This window comes from Desulfovibrio sp., assembly GCF_009712225.1.
Taxonomy (GTDB): Bacteria; Desulfobacterota; Desulfovibrionia; order Desulfovibrionales; family Desulfovibrionaceae; genus Desulfovibrio.
The window spans coordinates 1-19,043 of sequence record NZ_WASP01000002.1; the positions used below are offsets into that span (position 1 = coordinate 1).

General features: G+C 58.3%; 21 protein-coding genes. 12 read left to right on the plus strand and 9 right to left on the minus strand.

Translation table 11 applies throughout. The annotated features are described in order from the left end of the window. A partial coding sequence (locus F8N36_RS00420; RefSeq protein WP_291330779.1) for a hypothetical protein occupies positions 1–290 on the plus strand: 290 nt, incomplete at its 5' end. A gap of 30 nt (positions 291–320) precedes the next feature. Here the strand turns inward: F8N36_RS00420 and F8N36_RS00425 are convergent. Beyond that, complete coding sequence (locus F8N36_RS00425; protein WP_291330780.1) at positions 321–2,000, minus strand: lytic transglycosylase domain-containing protein; 1,680 nt, start codon at positions 1,998–2,000, stop codon at positions 321–323. 274 nt (positions 2,001–2,274) lie between these two features. Between F8N36_RS00425 and F8N36_RS00430 the strand changes: the two genes are divergently transcribed. Continuing rightward, positions 2,275–3,087 carry an RNA methyltransferase gene (locus F8N36_RS00430; RefSeq protein WP_291330781.1) on the plus strand — a complete coding sequence of 271 codons (813 nt, stop codon included), beginning with the start codon at positions 2,275–2,277 and terminating at the stop codon, positions 3,085–3,087. A 415-nt stretch (positions 3,088–3,502) separates the two neighbouring features. Here the strand turns inward: F8N36_RS00430 and fliQ are convergent, their stop codons facing one another. The 7 genes from fliQ to era all read right to left on the minus strand — a co-directional run bounded on the left by fliQ (position 3,503) and on the right by era (position 8,123). After that, on the minus strand, positions 3,503–3,772 hold the full coding sequence (gene fliQ / locus F8N36_RS00435; protein WP_291330782.1) for a flagellar biosynthesis protein FliQ: 270 nt from the start codon (positions 3,770–3,772) through the stop codon (positions 3,503–3,505). Positions 3,773–3,855: 83 nt separating this feature from the next. Beyond that, complete coding sequence (gene fliP / locus F8N36_RS00440) at positions 3,856–4,554, minus strand: flagellar type III secretion system pore protein FliP (RefSeq protein ID WP_291330887.1); 699 nt, start codon at positions 4,552–4,554, stop codon at positions 3,856–3,858. Between the two features lie 31 nt (positions 4,555–4,585). Next, complete coding sequence (fliO, locus tag F8N36_RS00445; protein ID WP_291330783.1) at positions 4,586–5,071, minus strand: flagellar biosynthetic protein FliO; 486 nt, start codon at positions 5,069–5,071, stop codon at positions 4,586–4,588. Next, entirely contained in the window at positions 5,064–5,606 is a 543-nt protein-coding gene (gene fliN / locus F8N36_RS00450) for a flagellar motor switch protein FliN (protein ID WP_291330784.1), read from the minus strand. The genes fliO and fliN overlap by 8 nt, the downstream gene beginning before the upstream one ends. Positions 5,607–5,760: 154 nt before the next feature. Beyond that, a complete protein-coding gene (locus tag F8N36_RS00455; RefSeq protein WP_291330785.1) occupies positions 5,761–6,393 on the minus strand; it encodes a flagellar basal body-associated FliL family protein in 633 nt (210 codons plus the stop codon). Positions 6,394–6,468: 75 nt separating this feature from the next. Next, on the minus strand, positions 6,469–7,197 hold the full coding sequence (locus F8N36_RS00460) for a YggS family pyridoxal phosphate-dependent enzyme (RefSeq protein WP_291330786.1): 729 nt from the start codon (positions 7,195–7,197) through the stop codon (positions 6,469–6,471). A 2-nt stretch (positions 7,198–7,199) separates the two neighbouring features. Beyond that, positions 7,200–8,123 carry a GTPase Era gene (era, locus tag F8N36_RS00465; protein WP_291330787.1) on the minus strand — a complete coding sequence of 308 codons (924 nt, stop codon included), beginning with the start codon at positions 8,121–8,123 and terminating at the stop codon, positions 7,200–7,202. A 467-nt stretch (positions 8,124–8,590) separates the two neighbouring features. Here era and F8N36_RS00470 point away from each other — a divergent pair, with 467 nt between their 5' ends. Together F8N36_RS00470 and F8N36_RS00475 are read left to right on the plus strand one after the other, a co-directional pair. Beyond that, positions 8,591–9,109, plus strand: a complete 519-nt coding sequence (locus F8N36_RS00470) for a VUT family protein (RefSeq protein WP_291330788.1) — start codon at positions 8,591–8,593, stop codon at positions 9,107–9,109. Positions 9,110–9,232: 123 nt separating this feature from the next. Continuing rightward, on the plus strand, positions 9,233–9,511 hold the full coding sequence (locus F8N36_RS00475) for a DUF5665 domain-containing protein (RefSeq protein WP_291330789.1): 279 nt from the start codon (positions 9,233–9,235) through the stop codon (positions 9,509–9,511). 70 nt (positions 9,512–9,581) lie between these two features. On the opposite strand, the gene tgt is transcribed toward F8N36_RS00475, so the two are convergent. Next, entirely contained in the window at positions 9,582–10,721 is a 1,140-nt protein-coding gene (gene tgt / locus F8N36_RS00480; RefSeq protein ID WP_291330790.1) for a tRNA guanosine(34) transglycosylase Tgt, read from the minus strand. A 263-nt stretch (positions 10,722–10,984) separates the two neighbouring features. On the opposite strand from tgt, the gene alr reads away from it, so the two are divergent. The 8 genes from alr (at position 10,985) to F8N36_RS00520 (ending at position 19,015) form a co-directional block, all read left to right on the plus strand. After that, complete coding sequence (alr, locus tag F8N36_RS00485; RefSeq protein WP_291330791.1) at positions 10,985–12,121, plus strand: alanine racemase; 1,137 nt, start codon at positions 10,985–10,987, stop codon at positions 12,119–12,121. A gap of 110 nt (positions 12,122–12,231) precedes the next feature. After that, entirely contained in the window at positions 12,232–12,540 is a 309-nt protein-coding gene (gene rpsF / locus F8N36_RS00490; protein WP_291330792.1) for a 30S ribosomal protein S6, read from the plus strand. Position 12,541: 1 nt separating this feature from the next. After that, positions 12,542–12,805: a 30S ribosomal protein S18 gene (gene rpsR, locus F8N36_RS00495; protein ID WP_022659828.1), complete on the plus strand. Its 264-nt coding sequence runs from the start codon at positions 12,542–12,544 to the stop codon at positions 12,803–12,805. 10 nt (positions 12,806–12,815) lie between these two features. Continuing rightward, positions 12,816–13,310, plus strand: a complete 495-nt coding sequence (gene rplI, locus F8N36_RS00500) for a 50S ribosomal protein L9 (RefSeq protein WP_291330793.1) — start codon at positions 12,816–12,818, stop codon at positions 13,308–13,310. A gap of 155 nt (positions 13,311–13,465) precedes the next feature. After that, positions 13,466–14,827, plus strand: a complete 1,362-nt coding sequence (dnaB, locus tag F8N36_RS00505) for a replicative DNA helicase (RefSeq protein WP_366247017.1) — start codon at positions 13,466–13,468, stop codon at positions 14,825–14,827. A gap of 490 nt (positions 14,828–15,317) precedes the next feature. After that, on the plus strand, positions 15,318–15,584 hold the full coding sequence (locus F8N36_RS00510; protein WP_291330795.1) for an RNA-binding protein: 267 nt from the start codon (positions 15,318–15,320) through the stop codon (positions 15,582–15,584). Between the two features lie 982 nt (positions 15,585–16,566). Then, positions 16,567–18,381 (plus strand): putative nucleotidyltransferase substrate binding domain-containing protein, encoded by a 1,815-nt coding sequence (locus F8N36_RS00515; RefSeq protein ID WP_291330796.1) that lies wholly within the window; start codon positions 16,567–16,569, stop codon positions 18,379–18,381. Position 18,382: 1 nt separating this feature from the next. Beyond that, positions 18,383–19,015, plus strand: coding sequence for a 3'-5' exonuclease (locus F8N36_RS00520; RefSeq protein ID WP_291330797.1), 633 nt, complete (start codon positions 18,383–18,385; stop codon positions 19,013–19,015). The last annotated feature ends 28 nt before the right edge of the window (positions 19,016–19,043 follow it).

Sequence of the window (19,043 nt, forward strand, 5' to 3'; positions counted from 1 at the left end):
AATCGCGAGGAGCGTTTATGCTCCCCTTTGCTTTTGAAGTCAACCACTTTTTTCCGTTTTGCGAAACTTTTTGTTTCGCCGTGGGAAGCAGTCGTTTTCTTCAATCGCGAGGAGCGTTTATGCTCCCCTTTGCTTCAGGAGTCAACCGTTTTTTTCGTTTCCGCGAAATTTCATTTCGCTTGCGTTTCCGTGAAACGTTTTCCCTTGTCGCGAGGGGGCAAATTGCCTTAAAGCAGCTCCCCTGTCAAGCATCAAGAGTGAATCTTTTCAGACTTATTCTGGCTATGTAGCGCAAAGCCGCTCTGGGCGCGGAATTTGGCTTATTGCTCCACCACCAGCCGGGAACCGGTGCGCAGGTTTTTCTCATCCACGCCGTTCCAGCGCTTGAGATCGTCCACGCTCACATTATAGGTGCGGGCAATCTTCCACAGAGTGTCATTGGCCTGCACGGTGTAGGTTTTGCCGCCCTTGGCAGCCTTGCCTGGCTTGTCTTTATCCTGCTTGCCACCCACGCGGCCATCGGGGCCAGCTACCACAGTGCGCCCAGCAACAGTGGCTGGTGCAGGGGTAACCGGCGAATGTCCCTTGCCGGGAATGCGCAGCACCATTCCTGCGAACACCTTGTGCGGATCGGCAATGCCGTTCTGCTTTTGCAGATCCTGCACGCTCACGCCGTATTTGAGCGCCACAGAGCTGAGCGTTTCGTCGGGCCGCAGTGTATGGCGCGGCCCGTCGTCTGCCGCCACCACTCGGGCGCTGGCACCCTGCGGTTCGCGCTCGACGGAGTTTCGTGACCCCTTGCCGCCCTTTTCCTGCCCTTTGGCAGGTTTGGCATCGAGTGCGGCCACAGCCTGAGCCGACATATTGACCGATCGGGGCACCAGAACCGTTTCGCCTGTCTTCAAATACGGATTGCCGGGATTGGCCGCCCGCAACGTTGCAACGGATACGCCGCACCGACGGCTGATCTTGTCCCAGGAATCGGCGTTCGTGGCCACAGTGCTCTGCCCCCACCCAGCGTAAGGCGCACACTGAGGCGAAGCCAGATAGGCACGGGCCTCGCGCTCGCGACCAGCGGGCACATATATATATGTACTACGGCTGGTATCGGTCATGGGGCGCTTGTGGTGCCTGTTGAAGGCCGAAAATTCGTCCATGTCCATGCGGCAGGCGCGCGCCATGCCCGCAAGATCGGTACCGGGCTTTGCATTCAGGCGCAGCACACCGGGCGCGTTGTCGGGATGAATGGGATCAAAACCAAGCTGAGGCAGGTTGCGCATAATCTTGGTGACGGCAAGATAGCGGGGCACGTACTGCTTGGTTTCATCCCGCAGCTGCGCCTTGTCGTCAAGCATGTGATTGCGAGACTTGATCTCAAAAAAGTCACGCCCGCCAGTGCCCTGCTTGGCGCGGCCAATCTTGCCTTCGCCGGCATTATAGGCGGCAATGGCCGTGGGCCAGTCGCCAAAATCACCATAGAGCTTTTGCAGATAGTCTGCCGCTGCTTCAGTTGATTTAAAGGGGTCGAGGCGCTCGTCTGTCCACCAATCCTGGTTCAGACCATACTTTTGCCCCGTGTAAGGCATAAACTGCCAGGCCCCGGCAGCTCCGGCGGGCGAGCGGACCTCGCTTCGGTAGCCGCTTTCAACAATGGCAAGATAGGCCAGGTCTTCGGGCATGCCACGCGAACGGAACACCCTTTTGGCATACGCCAGAAACTGCTCCGCCCTTTTGGACGACGCGCTCATGGTGGGGCGGCCTTTACGCAAAAAGTATTTATACTGGCGAGTTACGTCAGACATGGCGCTTTCGGGGATGTTCCTGTCCACCTGACCAGTGGTATTCAGGGCGGCGGTTTCAGAGGCGGTAAGCGGCGGAGAAGTGTCCTCCTCCGGCACCGACATGGAAAGACCCTTCCCGGAATCGCCCCCCTGCCGCGAGGCACACCCCCCGGCAAGCATCAGGCACAAGACAACAGCCACGATACCCAGTCTTGCCATTGCCGCTCTGTTCGAGTCTGATGCCGCAACCATATGTTTCCTCCCCTTTTGCCGCCCCGGCTTGCCATCTGCCGGGAAGATGCGTACACAGCCGCCATGGGCCACCGCTGCTTTACCAGTGCGCTGCTACACGGCATGGATTGCAAACAGCCCACACACATGCGCAACCGCGCACAATATCACATAAATTCCTTTAGTGCAGGCCTTTGCCGCACAAACCGCTCCATTCAATAATGGCCGCCTGGCGGCCAACGCACACAGCCCGGAGGCGCGTATGCATAACGAAACCGAAGAAGCCCCGCTGCTGCCGGGCCTCAAGCCCGTGCTGGAGCTGCTCTCCAGCGATCCACAGCGCATAGACTGCGTCTTCTGCAAAAAAGGTCTGCGCGGTCCCGACGCGCAAGAGGTGCTGAACCTCTGCCGCCAACACAATGTGCGCTTCAGCCTGGTGGACCAGGTGGCTCTCGACCGCCTGTGCCGCGCTGGCGGGCAAGCCAGCCAGGGTGGCCGTCACGGCCGTGACAGCGTGTCGCACCAGGGCGTTGTGGCCCGTCTTGCAGCCACTGGCTTTACCGAGCTTGCCGACCTGCTGACTGGGGTGGCCAATGCTCCCCTGCCGCTCATAGTGGCTCTCGACCAGGTGCAAGACCCCGGCAACGTGGGCACAATCTGCCGCACACTCTATGCCCTTGGCGGCGCAGGCATCATTTTGCCCCAGCACAACAGCGCCTACCTTGGCCCCGCAGCCCGTAGAGCCGCCGCAGGAGCGCTGGAAAAACTGCCTGTCACCCGCGTAACCAACCTGGGGCACGCCCTCGACAGCGCCGAAGAAGCTGGCCTGACCATTTACGGCGCTGGCGGCGATGGCCCTGCGAGCCTCAACGCCTTTGACGAGCCCATGCAGCTACCCGCCGTACTGGTGCTGGGCAACGAAGACAAAGGGCTGCGCCCCGGCGTTGCCAAGCGTTGTGCGCACATGTTGCGCATCCCGCTTGCCCGCTCGTTCGATTCGCTCAACGTGGCCCAGGCTGGAGCTGTACTGCTGGGTCTTGCCGCCGCACATCAGGCAAAAAATTCTGATTCATGACGGTTCCATGACTCAGCAAATCCAAAAGCAAAAAGCACGCCAACACAATTGGCCCCATTTACAGCTTTTAGACAAGCCCTTGACGTAATAAAAAAGGAAGCGCAACTGCGCTTCCTTTTTTATTACAAGCAAAACACTTACTAAATTTTCTCTAGATTATCACTAGAGTTAATTTATACAGTCATAACTTCCGCTCTACTGTAGATATTGCAGTCGAATCTTAACCGTCACAACACCCACACAACAGAAAACACCAGTTCCTCCTGCTGCAGTCCTCCTCACCTGCCACATGCTCGCCACCATAACGCAAAAACCCGCCCTGCCAGTGCGCGGTGCGCAGCATGGCAGGGCGGGTCAAAAATGTGATGTCTCAGTCAGTTTTTTTGAGGTCAGCCGGGGCAGACCAGAGACGCCTTTAGCGGATATATATGGGAATATTGATGAAAACGTCGCGCGTAAAGGTAATCATGCGTTCCATAAGCCAGGGCAGTGCCATCAGCAGTGCCAGAAACATGCACACAACCTTGGGGATAAAGGTAAGTGTCATTTCCTGAATCTGGGTGGCGGCCTGAATAACGCTCACAAGCACACCCACACCCAGCCCAACGCCCAGCATGGGCAGTGCCATCATCAGACAAAGCTCAATGGCCTGACGACCGAAACCAATGACAAAATCTGGGGACATGGGCTACTCCTGAAATTTGACGGTGTGCTAAACGCTATACCCCTTAAGCAAAAACAGGGCCAAAGCGACGCGCATACCTCCGGTCAGAGCAGAAAACTGTTCACCAGAGAACCGACCAACAGATTCCAGCCGTCCACCATAACAAAAAGCAGCAGTTTGAAGGGCATGGATACCATCATGGGCGGCAGCATCATCATGCCCATGGCAAGCAGCACGCTTGAAATGACCATATCCAGTACCAGAAAGGGAATGTAGATGAGAAAGCCAATGGTAAAAGCGGTTTTGAGCTCGCTGATAACATAGGCGGCGGCCAGCAGCATGGTAGGCACTTCCTCCTTGCTGCGCGGCGCTTCGATCTTGCTTATGGAATAAAAAACCGAAAGGTCTTTTTCGCGCGTGTGCTTGAACATAAACGTGCGCAGTGGCCCCTGGGCACGGTCGAGCGCCACCTTGTAGTCGATCTGCTCGGCCAGATAGGGTTGCAGGGCATTGTCGTTGATCTGCTTGCCCACGGGGTACATGATGACCACCGTCATAAAAATGGCAAGACTGGCAAGAATCTGGGTGGGGGGCAGCTGCTGCACGCCCATGGCCTGCCGCAAGAAGCTGAAAACGATGATGATGCGGGTAAAGCTGGTGACCGTGAGCATAATGGCCGGAGCCACTGAAAGCACTGTGAGCAGAAAAAGGATTTCCAGCAGCACAGATACCTTTTCAGGCGATTGCGCTCCCCCGGCCAGGGTAAGCTGCATGGTGGGCATGGCCAGATCCTGGGCGGCCATGGCCACCGCAGGCAAAAGAACGGATATAAGGCTAGCTGCCGCCAGCGCCGCGACGGGCTTCTTCCATGACTTGCTGAAAATCGGCATTTTCTGGCTCATGCTTTGCCTGCTCCTCGGTCAGTAGGGTAATCTGCTGGTCTGTAACCCCCAGCAGCAACCTTTTATTCAAGAAGCGTACCACCATCAAGCCCTTACGCGGCCCCAGAGGCAGCTGTGCCTCCATGACCAGAGCGTCTCGCGGCAGCGACCCGGGGCGCGGCAGAAAGTTGAACTTGCCAAAGCGCCGCGCCAGCCACACGGCCAGCCACATTATGGCAACCAGCAAAAACAGTATGCCCACGGCCTGAATGTAGCTGCCCCATGAAAAAGAAGACTGCCCCAGCGCCGTCACCGGCTCGGCCACAGCGGTGGCGGCCTCCTGCGCTACAGTGCCCACGGCACCGCCTACAGTACCGCGCACGGCGCTGCCAGCAAGGCCGCCTTCGGCAGCGGCAAGCAGTATGGGCAGGCTAGCCAAGCTGCTTCACCCTTTCAATGGGGCTGATGATATCCGTAAGACGCACGCCAAACTTTTCGTTGATGACCACGGCCTCGCCGCGCGCCACCAGTTTGCCGTTGACGTAGACTTCAAGAGGTTCGCCAGCCAGCTTGTTGAGCTCAACCACCGACCCCTGGCCCAGCTGCAGCAGCTCGTTGATGAGCAGACGTGTGCGGCCAAGCTCTGCGGAAACATCCAGCGGAATATCCAGAATAAAGTCGAGCTCGCGCTTGAGCTTGCTGTCCTTGGGCTGGCGCGCCATCTCGGTCATATCCTGAAAATGCGCGTCCACCGCCTGACCGCCAAAGCCTGCGCCAGCGCCGCCAAACGAGGCAGGCCCCTTGTCTTCTTCATCGGCAGCCAACGATTCGGCCCACTGGGCCGCCAGAGCTTCCTCGTCCAGCGCGCCGCCAGCAGGCGCTTCCGGAGCCGCAGCGGGTTCTGCCGCATTGGCCTCGTCTTCCAGTTGCGCAGCCCACTGGGCCGCCAAGGCTTCTTGATCTTCCTGCGACATAGGTCACCTCATTCTCTGTTCCGGCGCGAGCCGCCAAAATATGCAGCCGCGCTGCGGAAGGCTGGCACCCAACCGGGCACAGCCGTCAAGCCGACATATGGAACCAGCGGTTGCGCCAAGGCCGCACTGCCCCTTTGCGCCGCGTTTGCCACTGTTATTCTACAACAAAATCAGTAAAATATACGCGTATAACCCTTTGCGCGCCCAAAATCTGGTTAAGGCGCGCGGCCACTTCGGCCTTCAGCAGCACCTTGCCGTCGGGCGTAGAAATGTCGTTAAAGGTCTTGCCCGCCAGCAGCATGATGATGGCGTCGCGTATTCTGGGGCTGTTGGCCTGCAGGGCGGCAGAAACATCGGCGTTGACCTCTACTTCCATGCCCAGCTTGAGATAGCGACGCCCCGTAGGATCAGAAATATTTACCGTAATGGGCGGCAGAGGCAGTACCTGCCCGCTGCTGCGCGGCAGATCGCTTTGCCGCTCGATACGCCCGTCAGCACCACCGGCAGCGCCAGCTGCGCCACCATGACCACCGCCAGCACCAGCAGTGCCGCCAGCGCCGCCGGGCGCTCCCTTGGCGGCCTCACCAGCAGGGGCATCATGCGGCACAGCGCTGGACACGGAAGGCGTGCGTATAAAAAACCACCAGTAAGCACCAATGCCCGCACCGCTCAAGGTAATGAGCAGGATCGCCAAAATAATGACGATACGTTTGACCCTGGAAGGCTTTTTGGGATTTTCCGCCTGCCCTTCCGGCAGGGCCTTTGATTCCTTTTCTTTGGCCGCCATACGCACTCCACCGACATTGTGGGGTCAAGAACGCGAACCGCTCAAGCCCTTGTAGCAGGCTTTATGCCAAAGCTGTCATACTCTGGCAGGACGCGGCCCGAAAATATCCGTACCAATGCGCACCATGGTGGCCCCTTCGGCCACCGCGCCTTCAAAATCGCCGCTCATGCCCATGGAAAGTTCGGGCAGGGGCAGCCCCAGGCGGGTGCACAACATGTCGCGCAGCTCCCGCAGATGGGCAAAATGGGGCCGCGCCGCATCGCCCGCGTCAAACACCGGGGGCAGGCACATGAGGCCCTGCACATCCAGATGCGGACAATGCTCAAGTACATAATCGGCCAATTCCGGCAAATCTGCAGACATCACACCAGATTTTTGCGATTCACCACCAACATTTACCTCAAACAGCACAGGCTGGCGGGCATTGAGCTCCACCAGCCGCCGTTCCATGGCGTCGGCAAGCTTGCGTGAATCAAGCGTGTGCACAAGGCTGAAGGCCCCCGCCACCAGCTGGGCCTTGCGGCTTTGCACGTGGCCTATCATGTGCCAGCGAATACCCGCGCACAGCTCTGCCGTGGCCGGGTCTGCGGTCAGGTCCTGCCTTTTTTGCAGGGCTTCCTGAACGTAATTTTCGCCAAAATCAATCTGCCCGGCGGCGGCCACCACGGCCAGCGATTCCGCCGGATGCAGTTTTGAAACAGCAATGAGCCTCACGCTCTGGCGCGACCGCCCGGCAGCGGCGCAGGCCGCATCCAGCCGGTCAAGCACCCGCGTGTAGCGTTCCTGCAGCAGAGTGTCGCCCATGCCTACTCCGCCATCAGGCCAAGCTCGCGCAGGAAGGCCGCGTCTTCGGTCCAGTGCTCGCGCACCTTGACCCACAGTTCAAGATGCACCTTGCCGCCCACCAGGTCCTGAATTTCCTTACGGGCATCAATGCCTATCTGTTTGATGGACGCGCCCGCGCGGCCAATGACCATGGCCTTGTGCATGGGCCGGGCCACATAGATAACGGCATGAATGACAGTCTGGCCGCGTTCTTCGTCTTCCTGCCAGCTTTCCACGTCAACGGCCACAGAATACGGCACTTCCTGACGCAGGTGCAGAAACAGCTTTTCGCGCACGATTTCTGCCGTCATGAAGCGCAGGGGCGCGGTAGAAATCTGGTCTTCGGGGAACTGCGCGGGTGCGGCGGGCAACTTGGAGCGGATAAGCTTTGCAAGCTCCGGCAGGCCGTCCTTGTTCAGGGCCGACGTGGGGAAAATTTCCGCCTTGGGCCACATCTCGCTCAGACGCGTCAAAAGCGGCAACATGCGGCTTTTGTCAGAGAACAGGTCAACCTTGTTGATCACCACAATCATGGGGCGCTCGTCGCTCGACAGGGCCTTGGCAAGGGGCGCGAGGTCGCGCTCCAGAAATTCGGGGTGGCGGATGTACAGATGCGCATCAAGCACGGGCATGATGACTTCGGCCTGGGCAAGGCTTTGCCACACGGCCTGGAGCATGGTTTTGCTCAGTCTGCCGCGCACCTGGGCAAGGCCTGGCGTATCCATAAAAATAACCTGGGCGTTTTCATCCGTAAGAATACCCACAATCTGGTTGCGCGTTGTCTGCGGCTTGGGCGTGACAATGGTAACCTTTTGACCGAGCAGGGCGTTCAACAGGGTGGATTTGCCCGCATTGGGCGGCCCCATAAGCGCCACCCAACCGCAACGATAGTTCTGATCCGACATTCTTTCTCCCGGCTGGAAGCATCCAGCCTCTACCGCCGACCTTGCGACGGAATAATTCTTGGCAATTGCAGGGCGCGGATACGCAAACACGCCAAAAGCCGCCCTCTGCGGGCTAACATCTTAAAGAAATTGCGCTTCCGCATTCGGGCGGGCATAGGATTTGCGCTCTCGCCCGGCACAATCAGAGTAAGGCTACTCTAGAAACATACTATAACTGGCTTTCTGTCCCACATCCGCGCTCTGCGGTCAAGACGCAGCACACGGCACGCCCTGCTCCCTCACGGTTCAACCCGGTGAAATGCCCCCCCAAATATCAATGGAAAGCCAAGGGAATACCCACGACCTGTCCTGGGCATGTTACCTGTCCCGCACACAGCAACGCGAACAGCGCATCATTATTATACTTATCTGGAGATAGAAAATCGGGCGGCGAACCGGATTTGCCTTGCTTGACGAGACCCGCGCCAATGCTTACTGTGCCGCGCATGTTCAGCCTGTTGACCTACATTACACTCATCGTTGGCGTTAACTTCGCCTTTTCTGTCACGCCGCTCATCCCGCTGCCCAATGGCGAGATGTGGGCGCCGCTTTCACTCGTCGTGGGCTTCATTTTTGTGGTGCGCGACTTTGCCCAACGCCGCGTGGGCCATCATGTGCTCTGGGGCATGCTGGTAGGCTGCGTGGTCAGCTGGTTCATGGCCAGTCCCCAGCTTGCGCTTGCCAGTGCTGCGGCCTTTGCAGTGGGCGAACTGGGCGACTGGGCCGTATATACCTTTACCCGCCGCCCCTTTTCGCAGCGTATTCTTATCTCGAGCCTTGTGGGCGCGCCGCTCGACAGCATCGTGTTTCTGGGCATGATCGGCATTGCCACGCCGTGGTCGGTCGTTACCATGAGCATGAGCAAGCTGGCCGGTTCGCTGCTTGTCTGGTGGCTGGTACGCCGTCGCGAACAGCGCGAATACACGCCGGAACATCTGCAGGCCTGATTTATCGCGCAGCACGGGCCCTGCCCATATTTTCAAACCCCGCGATGGAGCAGTCGCGGGGTTTTTGTTTTTTGGACGTGTTCCGTATAGGCTCAAAGCCATCCTTCAACGCAAGGGGATTGCATGAATACCCACACCGAAAAAGAACAGGCGCAGGCGGAACTTCTGCTCCAGCGGCTGGATAATGCCGGCCTGACGGAATACGTGAAGCTCTCGCAAAAGACCGGCAAAATACTGTGGCTGAACTTCCTCTCCGGCATTGCCAGAGGGCTTGGCTTCAGCATTGGAGCGAGTCTTGTACTGGCAGTTGTTTACAAGATTCTGGCACGCATCATCAGCATGAACATTCCCTACCTCACCGAGATGCTACAGCAGGTCATGAGCATGGCCAGGGGCGGCTAGCGGGTACTGGAAAAAGAAAGGGGAAGGAAACCCGGTTTCCCTCCCCTGCGCAAATTGCGGCAAGATGCGGCTATGAGCCAGCAGCCGCGCGGGCGGCTTCTTCTGGATACAGGGCCGTGATCTTTGCCAGAAAGTCCATAAAGCGGCATTCCACAATGGCCTGGCGGGCGTTGCGCGCCAGATCAAGGTAGTAGGTAAGGTTGTGCAACGAATTGAGGCGGAACGACAACAGCTCCTGGCTGGCGTACAGATGCCGCAGATAGGCCCGCGAAAAATTGCGGCAGGCGTAGCAGCGGCAGTTGGGATCAAGAGGCCCGTCGTCTTCGGCAAATTCGCGGCGCTTGATGTTGATCTTGCCAAGCGAAGTGTAAAGCGTACCGTTGCGCGCGTTGCGGGTGGGCAACACGCAGTCGAACATGTCCACACCGGCATGGATGCCCGTAACGATATCCAGCGGTGTACCCACGCCCATGAGGTAGCGCGGCTTTTCGCCGGGCAGCAGCGGGGCCGTGTGGTAGAGCAGATCGTACATCTTGTCCTTGGGCTCGCCCACAGAAAGGCCGCCAATGGCAAAACCGTCAAAATCCATACCGCACAGTTCGTTGACCGAACGCTCGCGCAGATCTTTGTAAAAGCCGCCCTGGGTGATGCCAAAAAGCAGATTGTGCGCCGAACCCGGCGGGTAGGCGTCAATGGCGCGCTTGGCCCAGCGAGTGGTGAGGGCCAGCGATTTTTCGGTATAGGCATAGTCCGCGCCAAAGGGCACGCATTCGTCCAGCACCATCATGATATCAGAATCAAGATTGCGCTGGATTTCCAGCACTTTTTCAGGCGTGAACAGGTGCTTTGACCCGTCGAGATGCGAACGGAACTCCACTCCTTCTTCGCGGATCTTGCGCAGCGAACTCAGGCTGAACACCTGAAAGCCGCCGCTGTCCGTGAGAATGGAGCCAGGCCACGAGGCAAACTTGTGCAGCCCCCCGCGCCTGTGCACCAGCTCGTCGCCGGGGCGCAGGTATAGGTGATAGGTATTGCCCAGAATAATGGGCGCGCCAATGGCGGCCAGATCATCGGGTGCAAGTGCCTTGACCGAACCCACGGTTCCCACGGGCATGAAGATAGGCGTGGGAATAGTGCCATGAGCCGTGCGCAGCACGCCCGCGCGGGCCGCTCCGTCGGTATGTTCGATGGTAAATATGGATTGGGACATGCCGCGCACACTATCCGCAAGCGCCTCGCGGCGCAAGAGGGGCCGTAAACCCCGGTCCAGCGCCAGCCAGCGGCAAATTGTTGTGCCTTTGGGGCAATGTTGCTAAGGTTGCTGCCTTTCAACGTAGGGTGTTGCGCGCAAGGGCCGGGGCCGTTGCGCCGGGGGGATGCGCAAGGACAAACGCCCCCCTGTTGCCGCATGAGCGGTGCGCGCTTTGCCGCGCAGAGCGTCCGTCAGCAAAGTTCAAACGAGGGGAATTCCCTGTGAGCGATTGCACATTTTCACCGTCGCTGTGCCACATTGATCTGGGAGCCATCCGCCGCAATTTTGGCCGCATGGGGCACCCGCAGGTGCTTATGCCTGTCATCAAATCCGATGCTTACGGTCACGGCCTTGTGCCGGTGGCACGCGTGCTGGCCGAGGCAGGCGCGCGGCGCTTTGCCGTGGGCACGGTTTCTGAGGGCATGGCCCTGCGTGATGCCGGTTTGCGGCAGACCATCGTGCCCCTGCTGGGCGCGCTTACCGATGTGGACTGGCAGGGCGCAGTGATGCAGGGCCTTACCCCGGTGGTGGGCAACTTTGACCAGCTTGAACGCGCGGCGGCTCACTGCCACGCGGGCCGCACCCTGCGCGTGGCCATAAAGTGCGAAACCGGCATGGGCCGACTGGGCTTTTCCGAAGCAGAGCTGCCGCAGGTCATCGACCGTTTGCGCAATACGCAAGGGCTTGAACCTGTCATGGTTCTGTCGCACTTTTCGTGCGCTGACGTGCCCGAGCAGGAAGCATACACCCAGGATCAGGTACGCCGCTTTACCGCCATGTCTGACGCGCTGCGCGCGGCCTTTCCCGAAATCGAGCGCTCGCTGTGCAATACGGCTGGTACCATTGGCCGCCCAGAAGCGCACTTCGAAATCTGCCGCCCCGGCATTTCTCTTTACGGTGGCAATCCTTTTAAGGGAACCACATGGGAAGACAAGGGCGACAGGCTTGGGCTGGAATGGGCCATGAGCGTGAGCGCGCCGGTTATTGAAGTGCGTCAGGTGGCCGAAGGCCGCAGCGTTTCGTATGGCCGCCTGTTTACCGCCCCAAAGCCCGCGACCATTGCCGTGGTGGCCATTGGCTACGCCACCGCCTTCAACCGCTCGCTCTCTACCCGTACAGCCATGATTATCAATGGCCGCCGCGTTTCGCAGGTTGGCCGGGTGTGCATGGGCATGATCATGGCCGACGTGACCGGCCTGCCCCCGGTACGCGTGGGCGACACGGCCTGGCTTGTGGGTGGACCAGCCGACCCAGGCCAGACCCAGGTTACGCCGCAGGACATTGCCGATGCTCTGGGCACGATTTCATACGAAGTTCTGTGTCTTTTCGGGGGCATGAACCCGCGTGTCTACGGCTAGGGGCTTTAGAGCAAATTTCGGCTTGACAGGCCCATTTGCCGGACGTATAAGACTCGTTCCTTGCTCGCGCCCCGTGTGGCGTGGGCTGCCAATCCAAAAGGAGAATACCAATGCGGAAATTTGAAACCCTGCTGCTCCTTTCCCCGGAGCTTTCCGCCGACAATCGCGAGGGCATCATCAATGCTCTTACCGCGATCATCGCGCGTGAGAAGGGCGTCATGGTGGAAGTGGACAATTGGGGCATGCGCGACCTCGCCTACCCTGTGCGCAAACTGATGCGCGGCTACTATGTGCGCCTGGTGTATCAGGCTCCGGCCGAACTTATCGCCGAGCTTGAACGTAACGTGCGCATTACCGACGGCATCTTCAAGTTTGTGACCGTCAAGCTGGCCGACGAAGTGGCCGGGGAGGTTGCCTAACATGGCTTTTAAGAAAAAGTTCGCTCCGCGCCGCAAGTTTTGCCGCTTCTGCGCCGACAAGGACCTGCCCCTGGATTACAAGCGTGCCGATATCCTGCGCGATTTCATCACTGAACGCGGCAAGATCATTGCCCGCCGTATCACCGGCACCTGCGCTCATCACCAGCGCCTGCTGACCCGCGAAATCAAGCGCGCCCGCCAGATGGCCCTGCTCATCTACACCGCGACGCACGATTCCGGCGTCAAGAAAAAGAGCACCATTTAAGGAGGCGCATATGAAACTGATACTTCGCGCCGACGTGGAAAATCTCGGCAGCCTTGGCGATGTGGTTGAAGTGAAAGCTGGTTATGGTCGCAATTTCCTGCTTCCGCAGGGTCTGGCCATGGTGGCTTCGCCCGCCAACCTCAAAGCTTTTGAACAGGAACGCAAGAAGCTTCAGGCCCGCATGGATGCCGTGCGCGCCGAAGCCCAGGACCTTCAGGCTCGCCTTGAAGCCCTGGACGTGGTCATTCCCATGCACGTGGGCGACAACGACAAGCTTTACGGCTCCGTCACCACCACCATCATAGGCGACGCCCTTGCCGTCCTTGGTGTGGATGTTGACCGCCGCCGCATTCTTATGGATGCCCCCATCCGCACCCTTGGCGAACACCCCGTTCGCGTGCGTCTGCACGCCAGCGTGATCGCCATGGTTCCGGTGAAGGTGGTTTCCGACCATCAGCCCATCGTTGAAGACGAGCCCGTCGCGGCTCCCGCTGAAGAAGCCTAGTCCACCCTATAGGGTTTAGCGTGGCTTCCCGCAACGATAGCAATTCTGCCCCCGGCCACACGGCCGGGGGCGCGCCTTTTGGGCAGGGCCGCAGCAAAGACGGCCAGTCTCGTTCTGCGCACTCCCACAGTGCCGAAAAAGCCGAATCAGACATTCTGCGCCGCGTGCCCCCGCACAGCGTTGAAGCAGAACAGGCAGTGCTTGGCGGCGTATTCATGCGCCCCCAGCTCATGCACTCCATTGCCGACCAGCTGACGGACGAAGATTTTTATCTACCCGCTCACGCTACCATCTACCGCGCATTTCTCGAACTTTACCGCAAGTCGGCCCCGCTCGACCTCATCGCCACAGCCGAACAGCTCAAGAGCCAGAACGCCCTTGAAGAAGCAGGCGGCGCGGTCTATCTGGGCGAACTGGCCCAGGCCGTTGTTTCTGGCGCCAATGCAGAATACTACGCCACAATTGTACGCGACAAATCCCTGCAGCGCAGCCTCATCAACGCCTGCTCTGGCATCATAGTCAACTGCTATGACGCCACGCGCGAGGTGGGCGAACTGCTGGACGAATCCGAGCAGGCCGTTTTTTCCATTTCGCAACGCACCTCGGGCAAGGATTTTACCCCCACCCGTGAGCTGCTGGAGCGCGTGTTCGACAAGCTTTCCAAGCTGGCCGACGCCAAGGACGTCATCACGGGCGTCACCACGGGCTATACCCGCCTCGACAAGCTGACTGCGGGCCTGCAGCCCTCAGATCTTATCATTGTTGCTGCGCGCCCCAGTATGGGTAAAACAGCTTTTTCCATGTGTATGGCCCTCAATGCCGCTGTGCGGCAGAACGTGCCGGTGGCTGTTTTTTCGCTCGAAATGAGCAAGGAACAGCTCATGCAGCGCATGCTTGCCGTGTGGGGCAAGGTGGATCTCTCCAAGCTGCGCCGTCCTTCGCTGTTGACCGACGAAGACTGGCAGCGGCTGTACGACGCGGCAGACGTGGTAGCCCGCGCGCCCATATTTATTGACGATACCCCGGCACTCACCACCCTTGAACTGCGCGCCCGTACCCGTCGCCTCAAGGCCGACAAGGGCCTTGGCATGGTGGTGGTTGACTACCTGCAGCTCATGCGCACCAGCCGCCGAACCGACTCGCGCGAACTGGAAATTTCAGACATCTCGCGCTCGCTCAAGGGCCTTGCCAAGGAAATGAACGTGCCGGTGGTGGCGCTTTCGCAGCTTAACCGCAAGGTTGAAGAACGCAGCGACAAACGTCCCATGCTCTCTGACCTTCGTGAATCGGGCGCTATCGAACAGGATGCTGACGTTATCATGTTTGTGTACCGCGACGACGTCTACAAGTTCCAGAAACCCGCCGACCGGCCTCCCCAGGGCATAGCCGAAATCATTATCGGCAAGCAGCGCAACGGCCCCGTGGGTGTTGCCGAGCTTATGTACATGTCGCCCTACACCTCGTTTGAAGATATTGCGCCAGACTGGATGCCCCCGCCCTCGGAGGGCGGAGCCTAGGCAAAAATTCGAGCCGTGCACAGGCCGCTAAAGCGGTTTTTGCGCGGCTCTTTTGCATAACTAGCCAGAAATTTTCGCATATGCAGGGTGTAATGCTGTACCGCCTTGGTGTGATTATTTCATACGCAATAACTGTCCAATTCAATATTGGTTGAACAACCAATTCAAGTATCGGCAATGCAAATCACTCTACAGCATCTTGTTTATGCCAACAGTGTTCCATGCATGCACGGCATTTGTACCCCCCATCAGATATTGAGAATATTTGCACAACCTTTGAAAAAAAGCTTCTCCTTTAGCCGTTTAGCCCAACGCCTATGGGGTTTTCACGGAATTTCTCCTTGTAATTTTGTACAATACCACCTTTTTTTTAGCGATTCGTTGACAAGCCCTTCAAAGCGTGTTTCCATATATTCCATGGGCCGCGTACCGGTAATACGTTTTACTGGACGGAAGCGCGGGAAGATTGTTTTTTTTGAGAGGGTGTTTCATGTCTAAGTCCATCTATGTCGGGAACCTTCCCTGGTCTGCCAATGAAGAACAGGTTCAGGACCTTTTTGCTGAATACGGCAACGTCCTGTCTGTGAAACTCATCAGCGACAGGGATACCGGCCGTGCCCGCGGCTTCGGCTTTGTGGAAATGGAAGACGGCGATGCCGATTCCGCCATTGAAGCCCTGGATAACTTCAGCTTTGGCGGTCGCACGCTGCGCGTGAACGAAGCCAAACCCAGAGCCCCGCGCCAGCCCCGCTACTAGGGCGCTGTAACGGACAAAGACACGCCCCGACCTGGGGCGTTTTTTGTTGCGCACACTTAAGGGACACCGTCAGGTGTCCCTGACTATTCATGAGGGTGGGGTGTTCGGTGGGCTTTTGGGTTCACAGCACACCCCACCCACCCGCTCTTCATTCATACGGCAGATCAGGGCAGCGCTTTCGCACCCGCCCGCGCCAGAGCTCCGTCTGCCATCGCCACAACATCCTTGATGCTCCCTCAATACAATGCTGGCAACACGCCTGCGCTGGTAGTTTAGCCATTTCAGGCAATCCCATTCCGGCCAGCCTGTCGTTGATACCCCTCCGTTATGGCCTCACTCCCGCCCCTGCTCCACGCTTTTGCCGCCTGAGTCCCCAGTTTTTTCAGTCTGCCCGTTACAAACCCGACTGCATAAATACGCTTTGTCGGTGTTCAATTTCAAAACATCCGCTCTATTCCTGCGTTTGCGGCTCAAAACCGCCAATCGCTAACCTTCGCCATCCCGCAACTGGCAATGCAAGAGCTTTGCCGTAAAAGCAAAAAATGCAGAGCGCTACCGCTACTGGGCCTCACAATATATTGGCCATGCGGCGCATGTGACACTGCCAAACTCCGTATAGTGGAAAATTGCGCCTTCTGAAAATGAACATATAATCAATCTATTAAAAAAATTTCAAACATAAATTCATTACAATAAAAAAATCTTGCGCTGTTTTTGCAAATAACTGTAGGATACTTGCAGTGATTTTCATACTATTAAACAATTTTTACAATTCATTACACGCTCAATCAAGACAGTGGGAAACATTTCACACGTCATACGCAACGTTTTAAACAAAGTATTTTTCCACAAATACCGTTTGCTATTTGTTTGAACAGTCTTTTTTACATGCGACATACTGTTTAACCATACAGCAGTACACAGGCAGCAGGTGCGGGTAGCCCTACCGGCCCCAACCCAGCGAAAAGCAATGGGATCAACCATGCCGACGACCCGCTTTGACCTTACCCACCCACCCTTTGACCTGCTTACGCTGGCCGAGGCATCTGCCCTCTCGGCCTCTGCCGACATTCTCTACTTCAGCGACGAGCAGGAAATCCTGGCCTCGGGCAGCCCGGTAGACGCCCTGTATCTGGTCATGAAAGGGCTTGTTCGTGAAATGTCGGGCGAGGACGTTGTGGGGGCCTACCGCGAGCACGAAACCTTTGACTGCCGCGCGCTGGCCACAGGCAAAACCGCCCACAGGTATGTGGCGCATGAAGAAGTGCTGCTTTGCGTTTTCCCCGGGCGCGAGGTGCTGGCGCTCACTGAAAAGAATTCGCTTTTTGGCGCGTACTTTTTTGCCACGGTTTCAGACAAGCTCGGGCAGCTGGCCCAGTCGCGCGACCGCAGGGAATGGCAGAGCCTCTTTGCGGTCAAAATCAGCGACGCGGGCTTTCGCGCACCCATATTTGCCGACGGCGACGAAACCATTGCCCAGGCCGCCCGCCGCATGGAGGAAAACCGCCGCAGGTCGATCTTTGTGCGCCACGGATACCAGACGGGCATTTTTACCACCGGCGATTTTTGCCAGATCGTGGCCAACGGCATTTCCAACCAGACCCCTCTGCGCCAGTTCGCCCGGTTTTCACTGCTGTGCTGCGAAAAGGACGACTACCTTTTCAACGCACTGCTGCTCATGACCCGCCACAACATCCACCGTATTGTGGTGACGGACAAAGGGCAGCCCGTGGGTGTTCTGGCGCTCATCGACCTGCTTTCCTATTTTTCCAACCATTCCCTGTCCATTGCGCGGCAGCTCGAGGCGGCCACCACCTTTGACCACCTGCGCGCCGCCATGCTGGACATGGAATCACTTGTAACAACCCTGGTGACGCAAGGGATAAAAACGCCGCAACTGGCGCGGCTGGTTCAGGTTCTGAACACCCAGCTCATGGCCCGGCTGTGGCAGATGGTGGCTACCCCCGCTGTATTCGCGGGCAGCTCACTGCTTGCCCTCGGCTCGGAAGGCCGTGGTGAACAGATTCTGAAAACCGACCAGGACAACGCGCTGATCCTTGCAGAAGGGCTGAACGAAAAGGAGGTGGAACAATCGGCAGAAAGCTTTACCCACCACATGCTCCAGTTGGGGTATCCGCCCTGCCCTGGGGGCATGATGGTCAACCAGCCACTCTGGCGGCACACGGTGCGCCAGTGGGGCCACACCCTGCACGGCTGGGCAAACAGCACACAGGGCGAGGGGCTCATGCATCTGGCCATCTTTCTGGATGCGGAAACCGTGTCGGGCCCGGCATCGTGGCTGGCGGCGTGCAGGCAGGCCCTGCGCGGCGTACTGCCCGACGATGCCGCGTGGTATTCGCGCATGGCGCTGCCCATAGAACAGTTTCCCACCCGCAAGGTGGAAACGGGATTCTGGCGGCAGTTGCTCAACCGCGAAAAAAACGCACTGCTCGACATCAAGAAGGCGGGCATCTTCCCCATAGTGCACGGCGCGCGTGTGCTCGCGCTGGAGGCGGGCATAGATGCCCCCAACACCTTTGACCGGCTGGAGGCCCTGACATCGCGATCGATTCTGGAAAAATCCTTTGCCGACGACGTGGCCGAATCACTGGCCTTTCTCATGCGCCTGCGGCTTGACGCTGGCCTTGAGATGGTGCGCAGGGGCACCCCCCTGAACAACGAGGTGGATACAGCCACCCTGTCAACGCTTGAAAAAGACCTGCTTCAGGACGCGCTGGAAGTGGTGCGACGTTTCAAGCGGCTGGTTGGGCAACGCTACGGACTGGACAGGTTCTGAGATGCCCGCATCGTGGCTGCAAACCGTGGGGCGCATATGGGGCAAGCGCCGCCTGCACGAACCCTACCGCTCGCTGCTGGACGAAGACGACGGCCAGCTGGTGAGCATAGACTGCGAGACAACCTCGCTCAACGTAAAGGAGGCGGAACTGCTTTCCATCGCTGCCGTACGCATTGACGGGCAGCGCATCTGCACCAGGCAGGCGTTTAACGCGCTGATCACACCGCAGCACGCCCCGGAAGGGCAAAACGTGCGCGTGCACGGGCTGCGCCCCTGTGATTTCAGCAACGGCCTGCCTCTTCAGGATGTATTGTTGGAGTTTCTTCAGTTTGTCAGGGGCAGAACACTGGTCGGCTATTATTTGCAGTACGACATAGCAGTGTTGAACAAATATTTGAGGCCAATAATGGGGGCAGCATTGCCAAACCGCCGGATTGAAGTGTCCGGCCGTTATTACGATTGGCGATTTGCGCAATATCCTGGCGCCTACATTGATCTGCGGTGGGAGACCATGGTCAAAAACCTGAGGCTTCCCACCCTGCCAAGGCACGATGCCATGAACGACGCCATAACTGCGGCCATGATGTATCTGGCGCTGCAACCGCGCAGATACGGCACGCACAGGCTCCCATAACGTCCTGCGTGTGATGTGACACAAGGAC

Coding starts and splice junctions, on each gene's coding strand:
- fliN (WP_291330784.1), bottom strand. CDS start 5,606: ATGTCGCAGGAAGATCAAGAAGCCTTGGCGGCCCAGTGGGCTGCGCAA.
- era (WP_291330787.1), bottom strand. CDS start 8,123: ATGTCGGATCAGAACTATCGTTGCGGTTGGGTGGCGCTTATGGGGCCG.
- F8N36_RS00460 (WP_291330786.1), bottom strand. CDS start 7,197: ATGGGCGACACTCTGCTGCAGGAACGCTACACGCGGGTGCTTGACCGG.
- F8N36_RS00510 (WP_291330795.1), top strand. CDS start 15,318: ATGTCTAAGTCCATCTATGTCGGGAACCTTCCCTGGTCTGCCAATGAA.
- F8N36_RS00515 (WP_291330796.1), top strand. CDS start 16,567: ATGCCGACGACCCGCTTTGACCTTACCCACCCACCCTTTGACCTGCTT.
- F8N36_RS00475 (WP_291330789.1), top strand. CDS start 9,233: ATGAATACCCACACCGAAAAAGAACAGGCGCAGGCGGAACTTCTGCTC.
- F8N36_RS00470 (WP_291330788.1), top strand. CDS start 8,591: ATGCTTACTGTGCCGCGCATGTTCAGCCTGTTGACCTACATTACACTC.
- rpsF (WP_291330792.1), top strand. CDS start 12,232: ATGCGGAAATTTGAAACCCTGCTGCTCCTTTCCCCGGAGCTTTCCGCC.
- fliP (WP_291330887.1), bottom strand. CDS start 4,554: ATGGCCGCCCAGGATCTGGCCATGCCCACCATGCAGCTTACCCTGGCC.
- F8N36_RS00520 (WP_291330797.1), top strand. CDS start 18,383: ATGCCCGCATCGTGGCTGCAAACCGTGGGGCGCATATGGGGCAAGCGC.
- rpsR (WP_022659828.1), top strand. CDS start 12,542: ATGGCTTTTAAGAAAAAGTTCGCTCCGCGCCGCAAGTTTTGCCGCTTC.
- rplI (WP_291330793.1), top strand. CDS start 12,816: ATGAAACTGATACTTCGCGCCGACGTGGAAAATCTCGGCAGCCTTGGC.
- F8N36_RS00430 (WP_291330781.1), top strand. CDS start 2,275: ATGCATAACGAAACCGAAGAAGCCCCGCTGCTGCCGGGCCTCAAGCCC.
- tgt (WP_291330790.1), bottom strand. CDS start 10,721: ATGTCCCAATCCATATTTACCATCGAACATACCGACGGAGCGGCCCGC.
- F8N36_RS00455 (WP_291330785.1), bottom strand. CDS start 6,393: ATGGCGGCCAAAGAAAAGGAATCAAAGGCCCTGCCGGAAGGGCAGGCG.
- F8N36_RS00425 (WP_291330780.1), bottom strand. CDS start 2,000: ATGGCAAGACTGGGTATCGTGGCTGTTGTCTTGTGCCTGATGCTTGCC.
- fliQ (WP_291330782.1), bottom strand. CDS start 3,772: ATGTCCCCAGATTTTGTCATTGGTTTCGGTCGTCAGGCCATTGAGCTT.